This window comes from Paraburkholderia sp. J7 (assembly GCF_905220155.1).
Lineage (GTDB): Bacteria > Pseudomonadota > Gammaproteobacteria > Burkholderiales > Burkholderiaceae > Paraburkholderia.
Map to the genome: position 1 here is coordinate 412553 of NZ_CAJMYZ010000005.1, position 22089 is coordinate 434641.

General features: G+C 64.4%; 18 protein-coding genes. 9 read left to right on the forward strand and 9 right to left on the reverse strand.

The genetic code is table 11. The features are described 5' to 3' along the window. Window positions 1-411: 411 nt before the first annotated feature. A complete protein-coding gene (locus U5A58_RS11255) occupies window positions 412-1362 on the reverse strand; it encodes a LysR substrate-binding domain-containing protein (protein ID WP_321961499.1) in 951 nt (316 codons plus the stop codon). A gap of 122 nt (window positions 1363-1484) precedes the next feature. On the opposite strand from U5A58_RS11255, the gene U5A58_RS11260 reads away from it, so the two are divergent. Together U5A58_RS11260 and U5A58_RS11265 are read left to right on the forward strand one after the other, a co-directional pair. Beyond that, window positions 1485-2660, forward strand: a complete 1176-nt coding sequence (locus tag U5A58_RS11260; protein WP_321940192.1) for a M20 aminoacylase family protein — start codon at window positions 1485-1487, stop codon at window positions 2658-2660. Between the two features lie 93 nt (window positions 2661-2753). Beyond that, entirely contained in the window at window positions 2754-4079 is a 1326-nt protein-coding gene (locus U5A58_RS11265) for an MFS transporter (RefSeq protein WP_321961500.1), read from the forward strand. A gap of 249 nt (window positions 4080-4328) precedes the next feature. Here U5A58_RS11265 and U5A58_RS11270 read toward each other — a convergent pair whose 3' ends face one another. After that, window positions 4329-4982 (reverse strand): hypothetical protein, encoded by a 654-nt coding sequence (locus U5A58_RS11270; protein ID WP_321961501.1) that lies wholly within the window; start codon window positions 4980-4982, stop codon window positions 4329-4331. Window positions 4983-5097: 115 nt separating this feature from the next. Here U5A58_RS11270 and U5A58_RS11275 point away from each other — a divergent pair, with 115 nt between their 5' ends. The 3 genes from U5A58_RS11275 to U5A58_RS11285 are packed head-to-tail and all read left to right on the forward strand — an operon-like array spanning window position 5098 to window position 11265. Next, window positions 5098-6642 (forward strand): efflux RND transporter periplasmic adaptor subunit, encoded by a 1545-nt coding sequence (locus tag U5A58_RS11275; RefSeq protein WP_321961502.1) that lies wholly within the window; start codon window positions 5098-5100, stop codon window positions 6640-6642. 3 nt (window positions 6643-6645) lie between these two features. Continuing rightward, window positions 6646-9810 (forward strand): multidrug efflux RND transporter permease subunit, encoded by a 3165-nt coding sequence (locus U5A58_RS11280; protein ID WP_321961503.1) that lies wholly within the window; start codon window positions 6646-6648, stop codon window positions 9808-9810. Between the two features lie 3 nt (window positions 9811-9813). Then, entirely contained in the window at window positions 9814-11265 is a 1452-nt protein-coding gene (locus U5A58_RS11285) for an efflux transporter outer membrane subunit (protein ID WP_321961504.1), read from the forward strand. Window positions 11266-11332: 67 nt separating this feature from the next. Here the strand turns inward: U5A58_RS11285 and U5A58_RS11290 are convergent, their stop codons facing one another. The 4 genes from U5A58_RS11290 to U5A58_RS11305 form a co-directional block, all read right to left on the reverse strand. Next, window positions 11333-11557, reverse strand: coding sequence for a hypothetical protein (locus U5A58_RS11290; protein WP_321961505.1), 225 nt, complete (start codon window positions 11555-11557; stop codon window positions 11333-11335). A 149-nt stretch (window positions 11558-11706) separates the two neighbouring features. Next, a complete protein-coding gene (locus tag U5A58_RS11295) occupies window positions 11707-12072 on the reverse strand; it encodes a hypothetical protein (RefSeq protein ID WP_028205078.1) in 366 nt (121 codons plus the stop codon). 289 nt (window positions 12073-12361) lie between these two features. Continuing rightward, window positions 12362-12937, reverse strand: coding sequence for an ankyrin repeat domain-containing protein (locus U5A58_RS11300; protein ID WP_321961506.1), 576 nt, complete (start codon window positions 12935-12937; stop codon window positions 12362-12364). 189 nt (window positions 12938-13126) lie between these two features. Then, window positions 13127-14437 carry a short-chain fatty acid transporter gene (locus tag U5A58_RS11305; RefSeq protein WP_415774207.1) on the reverse strand — a complete coding sequence of 437 codons (1311 nt, stop codon included), beginning with the start codon at window positions 14435-14437 and terminating at the stop codon, window positions 13127-13129. Between the two features lie 585 nt (window positions 14438-15022). Here U5A58_RS11305 and U5A58_RS11310 point away from each other — a divergent pair. Further along, window positions 15023-15679: a peroxiredoxin gene (locus tag U5A58_RS11310; protein ID WP_158759767.1), complete on the forward strand. Its 657-nt coding sequence runs from the start codon at window positions 15023-15025 to the stop codon at window positions 15677-15679. Between the two features lie 114 nt (window positions 15680-15793). On the opposite strand, the gene U5A58_RS11315 is transcribed toward U5A58_RS11310, so the two are convergent. The 3 genes from U5A58_RS11315 to U5A58_RS11325 are packed head-to-tail and all read right to left on the reverse strand — an operon-like array spanning window position 15794 to window position 18529. After that, on the reverse strand, window positions 15794-16657 hold the full coding sequence (locus tag U5A58_RS11315; protein WP_158759768.1) for an ABC transporter permease: 864 nt from the start codon (window positions 16655-16657) through the stop codon (window positions 15794-15796). A 20-nt stretch (window positions 16658-16677) separates the two neighbouring features. Continuing rightward, window positions 16678-17472, reverse strand: coding sequence for an ABC transporter ATP-binding protein (locus U5A58_RS11320; RefSeq protein ID WP_321917834.1), 795 nt, complete (start codon window positions 17470-17472; stop codon window positions 16678-16680). 37 nt (window positions 17473-17509) lie between these two features. Then, window positions 17510-18529: an ABC transporter substrate-binding protein gene (locus U5A58_RS11325; protein WP_321961508.1), complete on the reverse strand. Its 1020-nt coding sequence runs from the start codon at window positions 18527-18529 to the stop codon at window positions 17510-17512. A 192-nt stretch (window positions 18530-18721) separates the two neighbouring features. Here U5A58_RS11325 and U5A58_RS11330 point away from each other — a divergent pair, with 192 nt between their 5' ends. The 3 genes from U5A58_RS11330 to hutC all read left to right on the forward strand — a co-directional run bounded on the left by U5A58_RS11330 (window position 18722) and on the right by hutC (window position 21673). Beyond that, window positions 18722-19399: a response regulator gene (locus U5A58_RS11330; RefSeq protein ID WP_321961509.1), complete on the forward strand. Its 678-nt coding sequence runs from the start codon at window positions 18722-18724 to the stop codon at window positions 19397-19399. After that, the gene (locus tag U5A58_RS11335) at window positions 19396-20805 is read left to right on the forward strand and encodes a sensor histidine kinase (RefSeq protein WP_321961510.1); all 1410 of its coding nucleotides are present in this window, start codon (window positions 19396-19398) and stop codon (window positions 20803-20805) included. The genes U5A58_RS11330 and U5A58_RS11335 overlap by 4 nt, the downstream gene beginning before the upstream one ends. A 154-nt stretch (window positions 20806-20959) precedes the next feature. Beyond that, complete coding sequence (gene hutC, locus U5A58_RS11340) at window positions 20960-21673, forward strand: histidine utilization repressor (RefSeq protein WP_321961511.1); 714 nt, start codon at window positions 20960-20962, stop codon at window positions 21671-21673. Window positions 21674-22089: the final 416 nt, after the last annotated feature.

The window sequence follows — 22089 nt, forward strand, 5'->3', positions numbered from 1 at the left end:
AGTGACAAGGCGCTCATACCTCCGGCGGCGCTACGCGCCCCGAAGGGCATGACCTAAAACCAGTGGTGCGCTTGCATTGCGTTACGGCACGACAACGCCCCTTGGTTTCCCTTGCAGACCCGGCCGCTGCGCGCGTAGCGAGCAGCGGGAGCGGATGAGCGCTTTGTCACTAACGGGAATGGTGCGAGGTGACAGACGCTCCGGAGCCATTAACCTTTTGTGGTGCGATGTGAACTGTGGCAGGCGCTAGCGGTTTGAGCGGCTTTCTTTGCCTACTTTCTTTGCCGCTGCAAAGAAAGTAGGTGCCGCCCCGCACAGGGGCAACGCTTGAAGTACCGCCGCGAAAACAAGGAAAGGCCAAAAGCAGCCAAGGCGACGCCAAAACCCAAACCCAAACCCAAAACCCAAAACTCAAATCAGCAACTCGAGCGAGTGATAGAGCCGCCTGCGCTCGGGATTAGCGGAAGCCTCACCCGCATGAATCGCCTCCTTGAGGCATTCGAGAAAGCATTCGGCCGCTGCAGAGAGCGGCACGCCGCGCCGCGCGACCACGCTCACGACCGTCCGGTCCACTTCCTCCTGAAGCGCGAGTGCGCGCAGGTTGTCGCGCGCGAAGCGCGTCTCCACGAGCGGCCACGGGAAAATGCTCACCATGTCCGTGTTCATGATGAGCCCCATTGCCACCACGAACGAGTGCGCGAGGTGCACGCTCTTCGGCATTGGCAGGCCGTGACGCAGGAACACGTCGTCGGCGATCATCTCTTTGCTTGCCGGGTCCCAGTTGAGCAACCATTCGCAATCCTGAAGTTCCCTCAGCGATTGCGCGTGCGAGCACGGATGGTCTTTGCGCACCACCACAGCCGACTCCGTGGCGAAAATCGGCGTTTGCGTAAATTCTGCATGCAGCGAAGCGGGCCCGGGCTTGCCTAGCGAGAAGTCGAGCGAGCCGTCGCGCAGCCGCGGCATCACGATATTGAGCAGGCCTTCGTAGAACTCCAGCTGCATGCGGGGCATGCGTTCGCGAAACAGCGTGACGGCGTCGGGCAGGAAGGAGAGGGCGAGCCACGGCGTCACGCCGATCGCGAGCTTGCCGGTGCCGCGCCCGCGCCGCGCGTCGAGTTCGTCCTGGGCGCGCGACATCTGGTGCACGACGAGCCGTGCATGCACCAGCAGCGCCTGGCCCGCTTCCGTGAAGGCGATGCCGTTCGCATTGCGCGTGACGAGCGCGATTTGCTGCTCGGCCTCCAGCTCGCGAACCGCCTTTGTCGCCGCCGCCGGCGAGATGCCAAGCTGGCGCGCGGCCGCGCGAATACTGCCGGTATCGGCCATGGCGACGAGCGCGCGGAACTGGTGGAACTTCATAAGGGATAACCCGGGTGCGCACTTCTGGTTGGCGGGCCAACTATTTTAGGGCTGTCGGCAGATAAGAGACGTCATTATTCTCAAGCGAATTCACACTCACGCTCGCCCTGGAGGGAATTCGTATGAACACGATGGCTATCCCGGCCGCAATCGCCGCGATCGAAGACGAAATGATCGCGCTGCGTCACGAGATCCACGCGCATCCCGAACTGGGCTTCGAGGAATTCGTCACGAGCGACCTCGTCGCGCAGCGCCTCACCGAGTGGGGCTACGAGGTGCACCGCGGGCTGGGCGGCACGGGCGTCGTGGGCACACTCAAGGTGGGCGACGGCCGAGCGCGCCTCGGCCTGCGCGCCGACATGGACGCGCTGCCGATCCAGGAGAGCACCGGCCTCGACTACGCGAGCCGCATTCCAGGCAAGATGCACGCATGCGGTCACGACGGCCACACGGCCATGCTGCTCGCGGCGGCGAAGCATCTCGCGCAGTCGCGCAACTTCAGCGGCACGCTGAACCTCATTTTCCAGCCCGCCGAAGAGGGCCTGGGCGGCGCCAAGCGCATGCTCGACGAAGGCCTGTTCGAGCGCTTTCCTTGCGACGCCGTGTTCGCCATGCACAACATGCCCGGTTTCCCCACCGGCAAGCTCGGCTTTCGCGCCGGGCCGTTCATGGCTTCGTCGGACACGGTCATCATCGACATCGACGGGCGCGGTGGTCATGGTGCGGTGCCGCATAAGGCGATCGACCCGGTCGTGGTGTGCGCCAACGTCGTGCTCGCGCTGCAGACCATCGTGTCGCGCAACGTGCCACCGCTCGACATGGCGATCGTCACCGTGGGCGCGATCCATTCGGGCGACGCCCCCAACGTGATTCCGCAAACCGCGCAGATGCGCCTCTCGGTGCGCGCGCTGCGCCCCGAAGTGCGCGACTTGCTGCAGGAGCGCATCACGGCGCTCGTGCACGCGCAGGCGAGCGCGTACGGCGCGACGGCGCGCATTGACTATCAGCGCCGCTACCCGGTGCTCGTGAACGACGTGGCAATGACGGCGTTCGCGCAGGACGTGGCGCGCGACTGGCTGGGCGAAGAGGGACTGATTCACGACATGGCGCCGCTCACCGGCAGCGAGGACTTCTCGTTCCTGCTCGAGCGCTGCGCGGGCAGCTACCTGATCATCGGCAATGGCGACGGCGAGGGTGGCTGCATGGTGCACAACCCCGGCTACGACTTCAACGACGACTGCCTTGCCACCGGCGCAGCATACTGGGTGCAACTCGCCGAACGCTTCCTGCGCGGCTAAAGCCGATACCGATAGCCGGCAGGCAAACGGACCAACTGACGCACCACCAGACGTACCACGATACGCGATACGAGACACACGAGGAGACACCCGATGAACGCCACGTCGATTCAGGCGCCGGCCGCAGCCGCCCAGGCTTCCACGCGCCGCTCGCGCGCGAAGGCCATCTTCGCGATCACGCTCGGCAACGGGCTCGAGTTCTTCGACTTCACGGTCTACAGCTTCTTTGCCTCGATCATCGGCTCGCTGTACTTTCCGGTGCATGGCTCGCTGAACCAGTTGATGCTCGCCGTGGGCAGCTTCGGCGTGGGTTTCGTCGTGCGTCCGATCGGCGGCATCGTGATCGGCGCGTTCGCGGACCGCGTGGGCCGCAAGGCCGCCATGACGCTCACACTCTGGCTCATGGCGCTCGGCTCGGCGCTCATCGCATTCGCGCCCACCTATGCGCAAATCGGGCTCGCGGCGCCCGCGCTGATCCTGATCGCGCGCCTCGTGCAGGGCTTTGCGGTGGGCGGCGAGGTGGGCGCCTCGACGTCGCTGCTGCTCGAATACGCCGATGACCGTTCGCGCGGCTTCTACGGTAGCTGGCAGTTCGTGAGCCAGGGGCTCAATACGGTGTGCGGCGCGCTCATCGGCGTGACGCTTTCCACCACGCTCTCGCAGGCTGCGCTGGAAAGCTGGGGCTGGCGCGTGCCGTTTGTGATCGGCATGCTGGTCGTGCCGGTGGGCGTGTACATTCGCCGCCATCTCGACGAAACGCTCGTGAACCCCGTTGAAGTGGAAGACACCGAACCCGTGGCCGACATGGCGCGGCCGCTGCGCGAGATTTTCGGACGTCATCGCACGTCGCTCGTGGCCGGCGTCGTCACGACCATCGGCGGGACGGCAGCGAACTATATCGTGCTGTTCTACATGTCGACGTACGCGATCAAGATTCTCGGCCTGCCGATGTCGGTCGGCATGAGCGCGGCCCTCGTCGCGGCGCTCGTCACCGCCGTGTGCTCGCCGTTCGCCGGCTCGCTTTCCGACCGGCTGGGCCGCAAGTGGGTGATGGGCGTTTCGCGCGTGCTGCTGATCGCGGTGATCTATCCGGCGTTCATGCTCATTCATGCGGTGCCGACCGTCACCACCGTGCTCGCGGTCGTGGCCGTGCTGGGCGCGATCGTCGCGTTCACGGCAGTCCCCAACATCGTGATGCTGCCGGAACTCTTTCCCCAGTCGATTCGCGTGACCGGCATGTCCGTGGTGTATTGCGTGGGCGTGTCGATCTTCGGCGGCTTCGCGCAGTTTTTCGCGACCTGGCTCATCAAGCTGCTCGATAACCCGCTCGCGCCCGCCTGGTATCTGATCGGCTGCGGGGCGGTCTCGCTGCTCGCGTTGCCGCTCATTCGCGAACCGGCGGGCCGTCCGCTCGATTGAGTGCGATTGAACACGATTGAGTGTTGCATACGGCCGCTACGCACTTTTAGCGGCCGTGTCGTGTTTATTTACCAGACGTTTATACGGCGCTGCCTAGAATCGGTTCGTGTTCAACTCAAGCGCGCCGGCCGAAACGGCGGCGTGCGCACTACACGTATGCCGTCCAACGTCTCGCAGGGCCCGGTTTCCCGAGGTTCCCACTCCGCCGCCGCGCCGCGCCCCGATCTTTCACTGCGCAACTCGCGCAAGCTATTTCACCCGGCAACCCAACGCACAACAGTGCAACTCGTCGTGCGCGTGCCCACGAGCGAAGCGCAACTCGCGCGATGCGCGCTGCATGGTCTTGTAGGCGACGCGCTCGGTGTCCATACGATCGATATCGATCGCCGCAACAATCTCGCTTGCCTGCATGTCGAACTCGATCGTCGTCGCGTAGCCGAGGCCATGGCGCTCCTCATGCGCACGCTCTCGTGTGCGGAATTCGGCTCGGTGCGCCGGCTCGATCGCGCGACCTGATTCGCGGCGCGTGGCGCAACCACCGCTGCGCCACGCTTGAATATCTCCCATCCGCAGTTCACGCGACGTATGCTTCGTGCGCCCGCATCCTTCGCTTTCTCCCTTTCTGCATACGCAAGCGTTGCGCATAGCCATGCGAATGTTAGCGAACGATTCGTTTTCCTTCATTTCGGATTTCGAAACGAATTCAGTCACTATTGCCTCGTGAGTGCCGGTCTCGTTGTCGCGGGTGAATTTTTGGACATCCTGATTCTGCGTTGTCTCGAAAAACAGTAGTATTTGTTCGAGCACCAAAGTCAGTGGCGGTGATACGACTCGATCGCCCGCGCGCGCCTGATTTGGTTTCGTCGGTCCAGCGCAGATCGTCGACAACACGGAGAACAGCATGACTCACGGTATTCGGGTGGCCAGCTTGTGTCTGTCGTTGGGATTGCTGGTAAGTGTCGTTGGATGTCATGAAAACAAACCTGCTGCTGAAACTCGACCCGCCGCGAACGTTGACGTGATCAATATTGCGCTGCGCGACGTGCCCGTTGTTTTCGAGTACGTGGGGCAGACGGAAAGCTCGCAGCAGGTCGAAATTCGCGCGCGCGTGAGCGGCTTCCTCGAAAAGCGCGTGTATACGGAGGGCTCGCTGGTCCACGCAGGCGACGTCATGTTCGTCATGGACCGCAAGCCGTTCGAGGCCACGCTCGACGCCGCGAAGGCCGAGCTTGCGCAGCAAAAGGCGCGGCTTCAGACCGCGGAGGCCAACCTCGCCCGCGTGCGTCCGCTGGCCGCGAAGAACGCGTTGAGCCAGAAGGATCTCGACGATTCGATCGGCCAGGAGCAGGCCGCCGCCGCCGCTGTCGAAGGGGCGAAGGCGAATGTCATTAGCGCTTCGCTCAATCTCGGCTACACGACGATCGTGGCGCCCGTTACCGGCCTTTCGAGCTTCGCGAAGAGGCAGGACGGCTCGTATATCGATACAAGCAATAGCCTGCTCACATACGTGGCCAAGCTCGATCCCATGTGGATCAACTTCTCGCTCTCCGAGAACGAGATGCTCAATCTGCGCACGCAAACGCAGAACGGCACGCTCAAACTGCCGCCGGTGGGCAAGCTCGAAGCGGTGATCGTGCTGGCGGACGGCACCATCTACCCGGAGCGTGGCCACATTGCATTTACCGACGCGTCGCTTAGCTCGGAAACCGGCACCTACCTGATTCGCGCGTCCATGCCGAACCCCACGGGGTCGCTGCGGCCCGGTCAGTTCGTGCGTATCAAGCTGCTGGGCGCGCAGCGCAGTTCGGCGGTGGCCGTGCCGCAGGCGGCTGTGCAGCAGGGGCCGCGCGGCGCGTATGTGTGGACAGTCGACAAGGACGGTAAGGCGCAGCAGCGCGTGGTGGAAACGGGCGAGTGGAATGGCAATGCGTGGGTGATCAAGTCGGGCTTGCATCCTGGCGACCACGTCATCATCGACAATACGCTGCGGCTGATGCCCGGCGCGCCGGTCAAGGCGAATCTCGTTCAGACGCCGCCCGCGGACGTGAATATCGGCGCAACGTCCGCTGGGCAAGACAGCGGAGCGGGCGGTGAGGCGCAGGCGGGCGCGGCCGGGGCTTCCGGCCCGGCTGCGGCGAACGCGAGCCCAGGCGCGAATGCGCAAGCCAACGCCCCGGGCAACGCCGGAACGAATGCCGCCAAGCCGGCCGCTGCTGCTAGTGAGCCCGATGTATTGGGCGACCACACCGCGGTCTATTTCGCCACGGGCAGCTCGAGCCTCGACGCCCCGTCGGCCGACGCGCTCGCGGGCGTGGCGCGCCGTCTCGTTGCCGAGCCGGGCTTGCGCGTGGTGATTTCCGGCTACACCGATTCGACGGGCTCGCAAGCCGCGAACGAGCGCCTTGCGGCCGCACGCGCGGCCACGGTGCGCGCTGCGCTGGTCGTGGCCGGCGTGAAAACCGAGCGCATCGAGATGCGCAAGCCGGCGCAGATCGTCGCCAATGATCCGCCCGACAAATCCCGCCGCGTGGACGTCACGTTCTCGCCCGCTGCGGGAGGTTGAACGATGAAGTTCTCCCACTTCTTTATTGACCGGCCAATTTTTGCGTCGGTCCTCTCGATCGTGCTCGTCGTCGCGGGGCTCGTGGCGATGTTCAACCTGCCGATCGCCCAGTTTCCGGACATCGCGCCGCCAACGATTACGGTGAGCGCCACGTATCCGGGCGCGAGCGCCGATATCGTCGCGCAGAACGTGGCCGCGCCGATCGAGCAGCAGGTGAACGGCGCGGACAACATGATGTACATGAACTCGTCGAGTTCATCGACGGGCAACATGACGCTCACGGTGTACTTCAATATCGGCACCGATCCGTCGCTCGCGCAGGTGGACGTGCAAAACCGCGTGAACCTTGCGTTGCCGTTCCTGCCCGATTCGGTCACGGCGCAAGGCGTGTCGGTGCAGAAGCGCTCCTCCGCGTTCATGATGGTGATCGCAATCTATTCGCCCGATAACGCCTACGATGCGGCCTACGTGGCGAACTATGCGAACGTCTACGTGCTCGACGCGCTCAAGCGCATTCCGGGCGCGAACCAGGCGTCGATCTTCGGCTCTGCCGACTATGCGATGCGCGTGTGGCTCAAGCCAGACCGCATGGCGAAGCTCGGCATTACCGTGACCGACGTGCAGAACGCGATCGCGCAGCAGAACCAGCAGTTCTCCGCGGGTCGCCTCGGCGCGGCGCCGACCAACAAGCCGGTGAACCAAACCTTCCCGGTGACGACGAAGGGGCGTCTTACCGAGCCCGCCGATTTCGACAACATCATCCTGCGCGCGGCGTCGGGCGACGCGGCGATCGTGCGCCTCAAGGACATTGGTCATGCGGAGCTCGGCGCGAAAGACTACACGCTGCGTGGCCGCTTCAACGGCAAGACGGCCACGCTGCTCGCCGTGTATCAGCAGCCGGGCGCGAATGCACTGCAAGTGGCCAAGCAGGTGCGCCAGACGCTCGAGGAGTTAAACAAGAGCTTTCCGCCCGGACTCAAGTATGAAGTCGCGCTCGACACGACCGAGTTCGTGCACGAGTCGATCAACGAGGTGGTTCATACGCTGCGCGACGCGGTGATTCTCGTGATCATCGTCGTGTACATCTTCCTGCAGAGTTTCCGGGCGACGCTCGTGCCGCTGCTCGCCGTGCCTGTGTCGATCATCGGCGCGTTTATCGGCATGTCGGCGTTCGGCTTCTCGATCAACATGCTCACCTTGTTCGGTATGGTGCTGGCCATCGGTATCGTGGTGGACGACGCGATCGTGGTGATCGAAAACGTCGAGCGCAACATGACCGAATTCAAGCTACCGCCAAAGGAAGCGGCCAAACGCGCGATGGACGAAGTGAGCGGGCCGGTGGTGGCGATCGTGCTGGTGCTGCTCGCGGTGTTCATACCGGTGGCGTTTCTCTCGGGCATCACCGGGCAGCTCTATAAGCAGTTCGCTGTGACGATTGCGGTTTCGGTGGTGCTTTCGGGTATCGTCGCGCTCACGCTTTCGCCCGCGCTCGCGGCCATTCTGCTCAAGCCGGGCGAGCATAAGAAGAACCGCTTTTTCCGCTGGTTCAACGAGAAGTTCGATAGCCTGACCGAAGGCTATGGCAGCTGGGTGCAGACCGCGATACGACGCGTGGTGCTCTCCATCGGCCTGATCGCCGTGATGATTATCGCCACGGTCGGCCTGTTCAAACACATTCCATCTTCATTTCTGCCTGTGGAGGATCAGGGCTATCTGTTCGGCGCGGTCGTGATGCCCGACGCGGCGAGTCTGGACCGTACGGGCGACCTCTCGAAGAAAGCGGAGGACTGGTTCGCGAAACAGCCCGCCGTGAGTTCGGTGGCGGCGCCGATCGGCTACAGCCTGATCGACTCGCAATACAAGTCGAACGCGGGCACGTTGTTCGTCACGCTCAAGGGCTTCAAGGAGCGCGGCGAGAACGGCACCGCGCAGGATCTGATCCGCGACGCCACCAAGGAATTCTCGACATTCAAGGACGGCGTGGTCGTGCCGCTCAATCCACCGTCGATCCCGGGCCTCGGTACCACGGGCGGCTTCGAGTTCTGGGCGCAAAGCACCGGCGACGGCACCTACCAGCAGCTCGAAGACAAGGTGCGCCAGATCATTGCGAAGGCGCGCCAGAACCCGGCGCTGCGCGGCGTGAATTCCACCATCAACACGAATTCGCGTCAGTTGCTGGTGGAAGTGGACCGCGAGCGGGCGGAAACGCTCGGTGTTCCGGTTCAGGACATCTATTCTGCACTCCAGACGATGTTTGGTTCGTTGTACGTGAGCCAGTTCCCGAAGGGCAGCCGCCTCTTCCAGGTGATCATTCAGGCCGAGCCGCAATACCGCTTGACCCCGGACGATATCCAGCAGCTCTACGTGCGCAACCGAAACAACGACATGGTGCCGATCAAGGCCGTGACGACCTCGCGCTTCGTGCCCGGACCTGACATCGTGAACCGCTTCAACAACTTCCCGGCGGCGAAGATCACCGGCGACGCGGCGCCCGGTCGCAGCTCGGGCGAGGCGATCGCGGCGATGGAGCAGATCGCGGGCGAAGTGCTGGGCGAGGGCTACAGCTACGAGTGGAGCGGCCAGGCGTACGAAGAGAAGAAGGCCGGCTCGACAGCGGCGCTCGTGTTCGGCTTCGCGCTGCTGATGGTGTTCCTCATCCTCGCGGCGCAGTATGAGAAGTGGTCGTTGCCGATTGGCGTGCTGCTCGCCGTGCCGTTCGCGATCTTCGGGGCGCTGGTGGGCATCCTGCTGCGGGGCATGGAAAACGACGTGTATTTCCAGATCGGCCTGACCGTGCTGATCGCGCTCGCGGCGAAGAACGCCATTCTGATCTTCGAGTTCGCGGTTGAAATGCGCGAGAAGGAGAACATGTCGCCTTACGAGGCGGCGCTGCACGCCGCGAAACTGCGCCTGCGGCCGATCATCATGACCTCGCTCGCGTTCATTCTGGGCTGCGTGCCGCTTGCCATCGCCAGCGGCGCGTCGGCCGCGAGCCGGCGCTCGCTCGGCACCGGTGTGATCGCGGGCATGCTCGGCGCCACGGTGATCGCGCTGTTCTTCATTCCGATGTTCTTCTGGGGACTGGAAACGCTCTCGTCGCGCAAGAAGCCGGACGCTACGCCGCATGCCAGCACGCCCCCTGCGGCGCCGCCTTCGCAGGAGGGCTGAGCGATGAAGACACGTTTGAATCTGAAGCACCGCACGCTGCGCCCATTCGGGCTGATCGTCGCGACGGCATGCCTTGGCGCCTGCGCGGTCGGGCCCGACTATCACCGTCCGACCGTCGAGACGCCGTCGACGTTTCGCTACGCCGCGCCGCAGGCGGAACCCGTCGACACCTCGCTCGACTGGTGGACGCAGTTCAACGACCCAGTGCTCAACGACCTCGTCACGAAGGCGCTCGCGCAGAACAAGGATCTGCTAATCGCGGCGGCGCGCGTCGAAGAGTTCTACGGGCGTTATGTCGTGACGCGCGCGGGTCTTTTCCCGCAGGTTTCGGCGAATTTTGGCGCTTCGCGCAGCCGGGGCGTGCCGGCGCCAGGCTTTCCGCCCGTGGTCGGCAACCAGGTGCAGTTGAACGGCGCGGTGTCCTGGGAGCTCGATTTGTTCGGCCATTTGCGCAGGCTCACTGAAGCGGCGCGCGCCGACTATATGAGCACGCAGTCGGCACAGCAGGCCACGCGCATTGCCATCATCGCGAACGTCGCCACGTCGTATCTGCAACTGCGCGATTTCGACAATCAGCTCGTCATCGCGCAGGACACGCTCGAGAGCCGCAAGGGCGCGCTCGATCTCTTCAACGAGCGCTATGCAGGCGGCGTCGTTTCGCGGTTGCAGGTGAGCCAGGCGCAGTCGGAGTATCAATCGGCGCAGACCTCGGTGTATTCGATCCAGCAGGAAATCGCAACGCAGGAAGACGCGATCTCGCTGCTGCTGGGCCAGAATCCGGGGCCGATTCCGCGCGGCAAGTCGATCACCGAGTTGACCGCGCCCGTCATTCCCGCTGGCTTGCCGTCGACGCTGCTGGAGCGGCGGCCCGATATTCTGCAGGCCGAACAAACGCTCATTTCGGCGAACGCATCGATCGGCGCCGCGCGCGCGATGTATTTCCCGCAGATTTCGCTCACGGGACTGTTCGGTGCGGCGAGCACGGCGCTCTCGGGGCTCTGGACCGGCCCCGCGCGCGTCTGGTCGTTTGCGGGCGCGATCACGCAGCCGATTTTCGAGGGCGGCGCGATTGCGGGTGGCGTGCATCAGGCCGAAGCCGTGCAGCAGGAAGCGCTCTTCAGCTACGAGCAGACGATCCAGCAGGCGTTCGCCGATGTCGAGAATGCGCTCGTGGGCGTGGCGCGCACGCGCGATCAGCTGGATTCGACGAAGCTCCAGGTGACTGCACTCACGGAATACACGTCAGTTGCGCGCGATCTCTATGAGGGCGGCTACACGAGCTATCTGGAAGTGCTCGACGCGGAACGCAGCCTCTTCAATGCGCAGTTGCAGCAGTCGTCGCTGCAGGACCAGGAACTTGCGCAGATCGTGAGCCTGTACAAGGCGCTTGGCTACGGCTGGACGCCGGCAGCACCGCCGCCGGCAGCGGACAGCGCGAAGCCGTCGCAGTCTTGAACCGCGACGGCCGCGCTTTGAGGCGGGGTGGCGAAAGGTGAACCTCGCGCGGGCGCGCCGGTTCGTTTCATGGACTCTCTGACATCAGCCAGTGCAGCGATTGCGGAGCGGGCTTGCTGGCTTTCGCTATTTGCCCGGCTTTGGGCGCCGGTTTCGCGACTTTTTGTACCTGCATGGGCCGGGCGGCGTTGAGGGCGGTTGCATGGCCGCCGGTTTGCGCGAACGCGACGGGGCTTGCCGACGCGAACGCGAGCAGCGCGGCGGCGAACGTCAGGGCGTGGGGGCGAGTCATCAGAGGTCTCCCGCGTGAACGAGCGGCAGGCGTTGGGAAGAGCCCAGCGCTGCAAGCGGAAGTGTGTTCTGACGATAACCGCCACGCGTCCATCATTTGATGGAGAAACGCGTGGCTTGTGTGGGGTACCCCGCTTAACGGGTACGGAATCAGTCGGCGGGTCGGCGGTCGGCGAGCGCCCGTTCGCAGTCCTTGAGCACTTGCAGGACGAGCTTGGCCTGGTAGTTCAGGTCGTCGGTGTCGAGAATCTCCTCGACGGCGTCGCGCGCCCAGACCGCGTCGACGAACCACGCGTGCTGCTGCGCGATGTCCTGCGCCATGGCGGCGAGGCGCGCAATGGCGAGCCAGTCGGCCTCTCGCGCGTGACGGTCGAGCCACTTGTGCGCCGCCTGGACGTGAAAGGCCGCGTTGGGCCAGGATTCGTTGAGATAGTAAGCCCCGAGGCTCCCGCAGGTGAGCCAGCAGAGCAGCTCCACGCGATCGCGCGGACTCAGATGGTGGCGTACATCACTCATGGCGACGCTCGCGAAGTAACAGAGTTCGATTGACGGGTGCGTGCAGACTTTTCGAATCCGATGACAAAACGATATCACGGCTCATAAAAAATCGCCTGCCCCGCACTGGCGCTGCACGCACGGGTGTTACATGGATAGCGTCGCCTGGCGGCGCGTTGTATGCAAACCAGGAGTGACACCAGGAAGGCGGCTGCCGTGATGCGCTTTGCAGCGTTTCGCGTGCCTGTTTCCTGCCGCCGCTCCTTTAGCGCTCTTTTGGCGCTCGATTAGACCCCTTGAGTGACGCGCGCTACGCGTCTTTGCAGCCGCTTTTCCCGGCGAGTCGGGCGGCCGTGTCTACCGCGCCCATGGCGTTTGCCACATCTAGCGCGGTGTTGCCCGCGGTGTCGTGCGCCGCCGGGTTTGCGCCGCGCGCGAGCAGCAGGTCGACGATATCGGAGCGGTTGAACATGGCGGCAACCATTAGCGCCGTGCGGCCGTCGGGGGAGGCGCCTTCCACGTCGGCACCACTTTCCAGCAGCGCACTGATCACGTCGGCGTAGCCCTTGAAGGCTGCGCCTGCGATGGGCGTTTGCCCATTGGCGTTGCGCAGGTTGGGATCGGCGCCGCGCTGTACGAGCGCGCGCACGGCGGCCGCGTGACCGTGATAGCTCGCGAGCATCACGAGGCTGTCGCCTTTTTCGTTGCGCAGGTTCGGCGGCATGCCCTGATCGATCAGCGTGGCGAGCGTGGTGGCTTCGCCGCGGCGCGCGGTGTCGAACACCTGGCGCGCGAACTCGACGAAGCGCGGATCGAGTTCGCCGCCGTCTTCGCCCGAGCCGGAGGAAGAGGACGAGGTTGGGCGAGGCGGCGCGCTGGCGGTCATGGCAGTCTCCTGGTTCGGATCTCCTGGCGATTCGGCGCGGCATGCCGCCGTCGAGGCTGGCCCATTGTCGCCGATCTTCGCGAACCGCGAGGCCAGGGCGTCGGACGCACGCGCAACGAAAAAGGCGCTGCCCAGACCGCTAAAAAGCGGCCGGCGCAGCGCCTTCCTTCATGCAAAAACCGCGAACGCTCAGGGCACGAGCCAGAGCGCGACGGCGTAGATGACGAGCGACACGGCGAACGTCACGGCGGTATAGCCCATCACGCGCTGAATGCGGATGCCCGCGATCGCGACGATCGGCACGGCCCAGAACGGCTGCAGCATGTTCGAGACGTTCTCGGCCATCGCCACGCCCATGGCGGTGCGCGGCACGGAGGCGTGCAGGCTCAGCGCGGCCGGCAGCACGAACGGGCCTTGCACGGCCCAGTGGCCGCCCGCGCTCGGCACGAGCAGCGTGATGATGAGCGAACTGAGATAGCTCCAGAGCGGCAGCGAAAGCGGCGTGGCAATCGTGACGAAGGCCTTGGCGATCATCGAGGCGAGGCCCGTGCCCTTCATCACGCCCATGATGCCGCCGTACACGGGGTACTGGAGCAGCATGGAGCCGGTCTGGCGCGCGGCGCGGCGAATGGCGTTCGCGTAGGCGATGGGTGTGCGCTGAAGCGCGAGGCCGATCAGCAGGAAGATCAGGATCGTCGTGTTGATGTCGAGATCGAAACCCTTTTCGCTCCATTCCATCGCGAGATAGCCCGCGCCGAGCGCGATCAGGAGCAGCGTGCCGAGCATCGACTGTTCGAGGCGCGATGCGAACGAAGGCGTGCCGTTGCCGACGCGCGCGTGCGGATCGTCGCTGGCGCCTGCATCGCTCGCTTCGGCATCGGCCGCCTGGCTGAACGGCGCCACGTGCTCCGGCTTCGGATGCATGCGGATGAAGATGAACGTCATCACGACCACGACCAGCACGGTCGGGATGAAGACGAACGGCGCAAACACCGTCTCGCTGAGCGGAATCACATGACCCGTCGCCTTTTCCACGAGATTGAGCGCGTTGCCATGCGAGGCCTGCGAGAGGGCGATCGAGCTGGAGAGCCCGCTATTGCAGATCGACCATGCCGAATAGCTGCCGGCTACGAGCCACGCGAAATCCACGTTCACGCGCTTCGCGATTTCGCGCGAGAGCAGTGCGCCCACGATCAGCCCGAGACCCCAGTTCAGCCAGGCCGCGATGGCGACGACCGGAAATACCAGCAGCGCGGCGCGCGCCGGCGTTTGCGCCTTGGCCGCGAGCGCGCGCAGCACGCGCTGGATCACGGGCGCCTCGGCAATGGCGTAGCCCGTGGCGAGGATCAGGATCATCTGCAGCGCGAAGCCGAGAATGCCGAACGTGCCTTCGTACCAGGAACTGAGCAGCGTGGGGAGATCACCGTGCGGCGCGATCAGCAGCGCGAGCACCGCGACGAAGAAGGTGAGGCAGATCGAAAGAACGAAGGGGTCTGGCATGACCCGCTCGAAAACATACACGAGGGCGGCGACAACACCCTGGCGGGAGTCGCGCGTTTCAGTCTGAAGGTCTCTTTTCATGCTCTTTGCGCTAGGTAGCGTGTGGCTACTGGCTGGCCGGAGCGGACAGGATCGGCGTGACTTGCGAGTGGTCCCGGCACCGTGCGGCTGGCAAGCCAGCTCACGCGTGGTGCACGGGGAGGCAGGTGCGGCTCCTCCATCAGCGAGAGGCGATGCCGCCCCGGCGCAGCGGGTTCATATCACGCCTTGCACGCGCAGATTTGCACAGCAAGACGGCCAGCCCGTTCTTGTTATTCTCGTGTTCATAATACGAACACGGTTTCGATTATCGAACGACGCATTATTCGCTTCATGCGGATTGGATGTCAAGGCTGCCATGCCGTGCCGGTGCAGTCTTTTATCGATAAATGAGTGTGAGATGCACTCATGTTGTAATGAAAATGAAATGGTAAAGAAATTGCATGGGCGTCACGCGAACTATCTAAAATGCAGGAGCGAGGAGCACTTTTCGCGCGCACCCAGACCCCTCTCGAGCTGTAAATCACTGCATTCAGGAGACTGAAGATGACGATTCGAATTGGAGAAGAGGCACCCGATTTCACCGCGGAGACTACCGAAGGCAAGATCAACTTCCACGAATGGATTGGCGACCACTGGGCCATTCTGTTTTCGCACCCGAAAGACTTCACGCCCGTATGCACGACGGAACTCGGCTATATGGCAAAGCTCAAGCCTGAGTTCGACAAGCGCAACACGAAGATCATCGGCCTGAGCATTGACCCGGTGGATGATCATGCGAGGTGGGCGAAGGACATCGAGGAAACGCAGGGTAGCGCCGTCAACTATCCGATGATTGGAGACAAGGACCTGAACGTTGCCAAGCTCTACGACATGATTCACCCGAACGCGAGCGGCGCAAGCCCGCGAACGGCGGCCGACAACGCCACGATACGCGCGGTGTTCCTCATTGGGCCGGACAAGAAGGTGAAGGCGATGTTCGTCTACCCGATGAGTTCGGGCCGTAACTTCGACGAGGTGCTGCGCCTGCTCGATTCGCTGCAGCTCACCGCGAAGCACACGGTGGCGACGCCGGTGAACTGGAAGCCGGGCGACGACGTCATCATCCCGACTTCGGTTTCCGACGATGCGGCGAAGCAGAAGTATCCGCAGGGCTTCAAGACGCTCAAGCCGTATCTGCGCACGGTCGAGCAGCCGAAGTAACCGAAGTGCCGTTTCGGCGGCATAAAAAAAACGCGGCGCACAGGCAGTGCGCCGCGGACCACGGGCCAGGGAGGCTTGCGCCCCACGCGGCCCGGACAGGGGAAACCGGCTGAATCAGTTCGAAGGCGTGGGACGCCACTTGAGCAAACGATGCTCGAGCGCGGTGAGCAGATAGTCGGCGGCGAGCGCGACCACGGCGAGCACGATCATCGCGGCGAACACGCCGCTCGCGTTGAACGCGCCTTGCGCCGTCGAAATCAGCAGACCAATGCCTTGCTTCGAGCCGAGGAATTCGCCCACCACGGCGCCGACCAGCGCGAAGCCGAAGCTCACGTGCAGGCTCGCGAGAATCCACGAAAGCGCCGAGGGAATCACGACCGAGGTCGTCACCTGGCGGCGCGACGCGCCAAGAATTTGCGCATTGGCGATCATGTAGCGATCAGCCTCGCGCACGCCCTGGAACGCATTGGCGAACACCACGAAGAACACCATGACCACGGCGAGCGCCACCTTCGACGCCATGCCGAGCCCCAGCGCGATCACGAACACCGAGCCGAGCACCACGCGCGGAATCGAGTTGGCGATCTTGATGTAGAGGCTGAACACGTCGGAGAGCAGCTTGTTGCGGCCGAGCACGATGCCGCAGAACACGCCGGCCACCGAGCCGATGATGAAGCCAAGACCGGTTTCTTCGAGCGTGACCCAGACCTGCGTGAGCAGCGGCCCTTGCGAGGTGCCGTTCACGAACCAGTCGATGATCTGATCGAAGATGGCCGTGGGCATGGAGAAGAAGAACGGATCGATCCATTTGAGGCGCGCGGCGAGCTCCCACCCGCCGAGTACGACGACGAGCACGAGAATACGCAGCGAAATGACGAGCGCCTGGCGCTGGCGAATACGCTTTTGCGCGGCGCGCTCGACGGCGTCGAGCGAGGCGGTGTCGAGGCCTTGCGGCAGGGTTTGTTGCGGGGTGGACATGTCTGGACGGCTCCGGGGAATTAGGCGATCTGCACTTCTTCGCGCAGGTCGTGCCAGATCTGGCGCGACAGTTCGACGAAGTGCGGCGCGTAGCGGATTTCGGACGTCACGCGCGGGCGCGGCAGATCGATCTCGTAGACCTTCTTGAGCGTGGCCGGGCGTGCGGTGAGCACGAACACGCGGTCGGCGAGCGCAATGGCTTCTTCCAGGTCGTGCGTGACGAACACGACCGACCCGGTGCCGCCCCACAGCTGCAGCAGCTCGTCTTGCATGAGCGTGCGCGTTTGCATGTCGAGCGCCGAGAACGGCTCGTCCATCAGCAGGATTTCGGGCTTGTTGATGAAAGTCTGCGCGAGCGCCACGCGCTTTCTCATGCCGCCCGAAAGCTGATGCGGATAGTGCTTGCCGAAGTTCGCGAGACCCACGCGGCGCAGCCATTCGTTCGCTTCGTCGTAGGCCGCCGACTTCGAGCGGCCGCGAAAGAGGGGACCGGCCGCCACGTTGTCGAGCACCGAGCGCCACGGGAACACCGCGTCGGCCTGGAACACGAAGCCGATGCGCGGATCGATGCCGTTCACCGGAGCGCCCATCACGCGCACTTCGCCCGTGGTGGGTTTGAGCAGGCCCGTGATCATGCTGAGCGTGGTGGACTTGCCGCAGCCCGTGGGCCCGACAATGGCGACGAACTCGCCGCGCGCGACCGACATGCTGAAGTCGCGCAGGGCGACGGTCGCCTTGCCGTCCGGTGAAATGAAGCGGCACGATACGTTGCGCAGCTCGATGGCCGGCGTGCCTTGGGAATGGGAGGAAGTCATTGTCTCTGTGGGCTGAACGTGGGGCCGTCTTCGTGGCTTACTTCGACGCCGTGGCGGTCGCTGCCGGCAGGTAGTCGTTCGAGTAAGTCTTCGCGAGGTCGATGTGCTTGCCCTTCACCGAAGGGTTGAACGCCGAAAGCACCTTGAGCACGGTGTCCGGCCCGTCTGCGGGCATGCGGCCGTCCTTCGTGAACATCGGCAGCGAGGACTTCAGCGCGGACACATAGAGGTCCTTGTTATTGCCGTAATAGTCCTTCGGCATCTTCGCGGCGATTTCGTCGGCGCTATGCGTGGCGATGAAGTTGAGCGTGCGCGAGAAGGCGCGTGCGAGCTTCGTTGCGTCGTCCTTGTGCGACTGCGCCCAGGCGCGCTGCACGTAGAAGCTCGAAGCGGGGTAGGTGCCGCCGAGCGCAGCGCGCGTGCCTTCGAGCGTGCGCATGTCGACGAGCACCTTCGCGTCGCCGGTTTGCAGCAGACGCGACACGGTGGGCTCCGTGGTCATGCCCGCGTCGATACGGTTCTGCTTGATCGCCGCGATGAACGTGTTGTCCGCGCCCACCGGCAGCAGCGTGTACTGGTTGGCGGGCACGCCGCCGCGCTGCGCGAGGTACTGCGTGAGAAAGCTCGTGGAGGAGCCGAGGCCCGTCACACCGAGCGTCTTGCCCTTCACGTCGGCCATGCTCTTGACCGTGCCGGCTGCTGCATTCGAAACCATTTCCACTTCGCCCGGCACCTGGCCGAACACCACGAGCGTTTGCACTTCCTTGCCCTTGCTCTGCAGGTCGATGGTGTGATCGTAGAAGCCCACCACGCCTTGCACCGCGCCCGCGAGCAGTTCGTTCTCCGCATCGACGCCGGCCGGCTGCGACTGCAGCTCGACGTCGAGGCCTTCGTCCTTGAAGTAGCCGAGTTGTTCGGTCAGCTTGGCGGGGAGATAGATGATCTTGGTTGCGCCGCCAACCATGATCGTGATCTTTTCCGCGTGGGCGGCCGTGGAGCCGGCGGCAAGGGCGAACGCGACACTCGATACGGCGGCGATCTGGCGCAAGGTAGGCATCGTGGAGTCTCCTGAAGGAAGTGCGCCGTGCATGCGGGCGCTTTTTGATGGATGGAGCCGATTATAAAAACTGTAAGCCTTCTGCCAGCCTTCTAGCGCTGTGCAAAATCGTCCGTGTTAACCCGCAGGGCGGCGGCGCGCCGGCAACGGCACAATCGATTCCCCTGAAACCCTCGCCCCTGGCATGCGCCCATGAAGTTGCTGCTGATCGAAGACAATCCCACGCTTGCGCACTGGCTCGTCAAGACGCTGGAGGAGCAGGCGTTCGCCTTCGACGCCGTGCAGGACGGCGAGGCGGCCGACCAGCTGCTGCAGTCCAATCGCTACGATGTCGTGCTGCTCGACCTGAATTTGCCGAAGCTCTCGGGCAAGAACGTGCTGCGGCGGCTGCGCCAGCGCGGCGACGCGACGCCCGTGATGGTGCTCACGGCGAGCGGCTCGATCGACGAAAAGGTGGAACTGCTCGGCGCGGGCGCCGACGACTATCTCGTCAAGCCCTTCGAGGTGCGCGAACTGGTGGCGCGCATCAAGGTGCTGATTCGCCGGCAAACCCCGGCGCGCGCGAACGAAATCGGCTGCGGGGACCTCGTGTTCGACCTCAACACGCGCCAGTTCACGCTGAAGGGCGCGCCGCTGAACGTCACGCCGCGCGAGCGCACGGTGCTCGAAACGCTGGCGCTGCGCCTCGGTCAGACCGTTTCGAAGGCCGCGCTCGTCGATGCGATCTTCACGCTCGCCGACGAACCCAGCGAGGACGCCATCGAAATCTACGTCTCGCGGCTGCGCAAGAAGCTCGAGGGCAGCTCGGCGGTGATCGTGACACTGCGGGGCCTGGGTTATTTGCTGCGCAGGAAGGACGAAGCCCTATGACGGGTAGCCTGCGTATTCGCCTGTTGTGGTGGATGCTCGTGCCGCTCGCGCTCTACGTGAGCTTCACGGCAACTTCCGAATATCGCGCCGCGCGCCATACCGCCGATCTCGTGCAGGACGGCCGGTTGCTGTCGTCCGCGCGCATGATCGCCGGTTCCGTGCAATGGGCCGATGGCGCGCTGCGCGCCGACGTGCCGCCCGCGGCGCTCGAACTGTTCGCCTCGCCGCAACAGGATCAGGTGTTCTACAACGTGCGCGTGGAGGGCGGCTCGCTCCTCGCGGGCATGCCCGATTTCCCGCACGCGGGCGCGCCGCCCGCCGTCGATTCGCCCGTGTCGTACGACGCCGATCTGCGTGGCCAGGCCGTGCGCGCCGTGAGCGTGGTGCGCTCCATGTACGACAACGGCCGCATCTGGCGCGTGCGCGTGTCGGTCGGCAAGACCGAGCGCTCGCGCGACGCAATGGTGGAGGCGCTGTGGCGTCCCCAGCTTTATCGGCAGATCGGCATGGTCATGCTGGCGGTGGCGCTGGCCTGCATCGGCCTCACGATCGAGCTGCGTCCGCTCATGAAGCTCAAGAACGACGTGGCCGACCGCGATCCTTCGCACCTCGAACCGATTCGCGCAGAAGGGCTGCATGTCGAACTGCGGCCCGTTGTGGACGCAATCAATCAATGCATTGCGCGCCTCTCGGCGCAGACGGCGGCGCAGCGCCGTTTCATTGCCGACGCCGCGCACCAGCTGCGCACGCCGCTCACGCTGCTGGGCACGCAATTGCAATACGCGCGTCAGCAAAAAGCCGTCGATCCCGCGCTCGACGAAGTGCTGGCGGCCATGCACGTGAGCAACCGCTCGATGGTCGCGCTCACGAACCAGTTGCTGCTGCTCGCGCAGGCCGAGGCGCTGGACCCCGCGCAATTGCCCGCCGCGCCCGTCGACATGGCGCAGCTCGCGCGCGAAGTGGTCGAGGCGCTCGCGCTGCTCGCGCAGACGCGCGGTATCGATCTCGGCGCGGAGCTGCCGGGTGGGGCAGACGAGGCGGTCGTGCAGGGGCATCGAGAGCTGCTGCGCGCGATGGTCAGCAATCTTGTGGACAACGCGCTGCGCTACACGCCGCCGGGCGGTCACGTGACGGTTTCGGTGCGCGCGAGCGGCGGAGCGGTCTCGCTCGACGTGCTCGACGACGGCCAGGGCATTCCCGCGGAAGCGCGTGCGCGCGTGTTCGAGCCTTTCTTCCGGGCGGCTACGCAGACGGAGGGCACGGGCCTCGGTCTTGCGATCGTGCGCGAGATCGCGCAGTCGCATCGCGGCGCGGTGAGCTTGAGTCCGGGTGCGGACGGGCGGGGCGTGCGCGCCTGCGTGGTGCTCGCGCGCTGGCAGCCGGCGCTGGCGGCCGTGCCTGCCTAAGAACCGGCGCCGCGCTTCGAGGCTATGCTGCCTCGCAGCCCGCACGCGGCCGTGCTTTAAGGGGCGGTACAATGTGGCCGCCTGAAGCCGCTGCGCCGCGTCGCACCACGCAGGATCGCGCCGGCGACCACCCGTTCATTCGAAGATCGAGACCATGCAAAAGAAAACGGTCCGCAGTGCCCCGATGCCCGCCTACGAGCAGATCAAGCGCCATGTGCTCGCGCAGATCGAAAGCGGCGCCTTGCGGCCCGGCGACGTGGTGCCATCCGAAACGGAACTGGTGAAAGAGTTCGGCGTGGCGCGCATGACGGTGTCGCGCGCGCTGCGCGAGTTGATGGCCGAAGGGGTGCTGAACCGCGTGCGCGGTTCGGGCACTTACGTGGCGCCGCGCCAGTACGAATCGACCGTGCTGCAGATCCGCAATATCGCCGACGAAATCGCGGCACGCGGCCATCGGCATGCGGCGCGCGTGCTGGGGCTCGAGCCGAGCGACGATCCGACCGCGATTGCCGCGCTCGAACTCGACGCCGGGCCGGTGTTCCACTCGCGCATCGTGCACAGCGAGGAAGGCGAGCCGATCCAGTACGAAGACCGCTACGTGAACCCCGAGGTCTTCCCCGACTACCTGGCCCAGGACTTCACCGTTGAAACGCCGAATCACTACATGGTGCGCCTCGCGCCGATCCAGCGCGCCGAGTTCCGCATCTACGCGCAGAAGCCCGACGCGCGCGTGCGGCAGTATCTGGAGATGGAAATTGGCGAGCCGTGCCTGCTGTTGCTGCGGCGCACCTGGGTGGGGCGGCATGTGGCGACCTCGGTGCGATTGTGGCATCCGGCTTCGCGGTTTCATCTGGCGGGTACGGTGTGAGGCGGTAGCAGCCGTTCGTTCCCCGCTTTACCGGTCCTGGCGTTCGCCTGGCAGCTGACAAGCACTTTGGCGCTTAAGGCGTAGCGCTTCAGCCCTCTCTATTTCCTCCCTTCTCGAACCCGCCTTTTCGTCTGCGCGGGCCGCCTGGCCGCGCCGGTACGCCCTGTGCCACCGCCAGGCGTTTGCTGTCATCTTGTCTAGCCAACGATCCTCGCAATCCACTTATCGATTTAACGCGCTGAGTCGGTAATTCTGCCCAAATATGCCAGGGTAACTACTAACCCACGTTTTATCGAAACGAGTTGTATATACAACTTGGCGGCGTTAGACTTAGTCCACGTTGCAGCGCTCATTACACCTGCGCGGGCGCAGCCCTTCAGCTTGCTATCCAGACTCGACGGACTCGAACAAACGCC

What these genes read in the sequence shown, in the direction of transcription:
- U5A58_RS11255 (WP_321961499.1), bottom strand. Translation starts at nt 1,362, where the DNA reads ATGAAGTTCCACCAGTTCCGCGCGCTCGTCGCCATGGCCGATACCGGC.
- U5A58_RS11260 (WP_321940192.1), top strand. Translation starts at nt 1,485, where the DNA reads ATGAACACGATGGCTATCCCGGCCGCAATCGCCGCGATCGAAGACGAA.
- U5A58_RS11265 (WP_321961500.1), top strand. Translation starts at nt 2,754, where the DNA reads ATGAACGCCACGTCGATTCAGGCGCCGGCCGCAGCCGCCCAGGCTTCC.
- U5A58_RS11270 (WP_321961501.1), bottom strand. Translation starts at nt 4,982, where the DNA reads ATGCTGTTCTCCGTGTTGTCGACGATCTGCGCTGGACCGACGAAACCA.
- U5A58_RS11280 (WP_321961503.1), top strand. Translation starts at nt 6,646, where the DNA reads ATGAAGTTCTCCCACTTCTTTATTGACCGGCCAATTTTTGCGTCGGTC.
- U5A58_RS11285 (WP_321961504.1), top strand. Translation starts at nt 9,814, where the DNA reads ATGAAGACACGTTTGAATCTGAAGCACCGCACGCTGCGCCCATTCGGG.
- U5A58_RS11290 (WP_321961505.1), bottom strand. Translation starts at nt 11,557, where the DNA reads ATGACTCGCCCCCACGCCCTGACGTTCGCCGCCGCGCTGCTCGCGTTC.
- U5A58_RS11295 (WP_028205078.1), bottom strand. Translation starts at nt 12,072, where the DNA reads ATGAGTGATGTACGCCACCATCTGAGTCCGCGCGATCGCGTGGAGCTG.
- U5A58_RS11300 (WP_321961506.1), bottom strand. Translation starts at nt 12,937, where the DNA reads ATGACCGCCAGCGCGCCGCCTCGCCCAACCTCGTCCTCTTCCTCCGGC.
- U5A58_RS11305 (WP_415774207.1), bottom strand. Translation starts at nt 14,437, where the DNA reads ATGCCAGACCCCTTCGTTCTTTCGATCTGCCTCACCTTCTTCGTCGCG.
- U5A58_RS11310 (WP_158759767.1), top strand. Translation starts at nt 15,023, where the DNA reads ATGACGATTCGAATTGGAGAAGAGGCACCCGATTTCACCGCGGAGACT.
- U5A58_RS11315 (WP_158759768.1), bottom strand. Translation starts at nt 16,657, where the DNA reads ATGTCCACCCCGCAACAAACCCTGCCGCAAGGCCTCGACACCGCCTCG.
- U5A58_RS11320 (WP_321917834.1), bottom strand. Translation starts at nt 17,472, where the DNA reads ATGACTTCCTCCCATTCCCAAGGCACGCCGGCCATCGAGCTGCGCAAC.
- U5A58_RS11325 (WP_321961508.1), bottom strand. Translation starts at nt 18,529, where the DNA reads ATGCCTACCTTGCGCCAGATCGCCGCCGTATCGAGTGTCGCGTTCGCC.
- U5A58_RS11330 (WP_321961509.1), top strand. Translation starts at nt 18,722, where the DNA reads ATGAAGTTGCTGCTGATCGAAGACAATCCCACGCTTGCGCACTGGCTC.
- U5A58_RS11335 (WP_321961510.1), top strand. Translation starts at nt 19,396, where the DNA reads ATGACGGGTAGCCTGCGTATTCGCCTGTTGTGGTGGATGCTCGTGCCG.
- hutC (WP_321961511.1), top strand. Translation starts at nt 20,960, where the DNA reads ATGCAAAAGAAAACGGTCCGCAGTGCCCCGATGCCCGCCTACGAGCAG.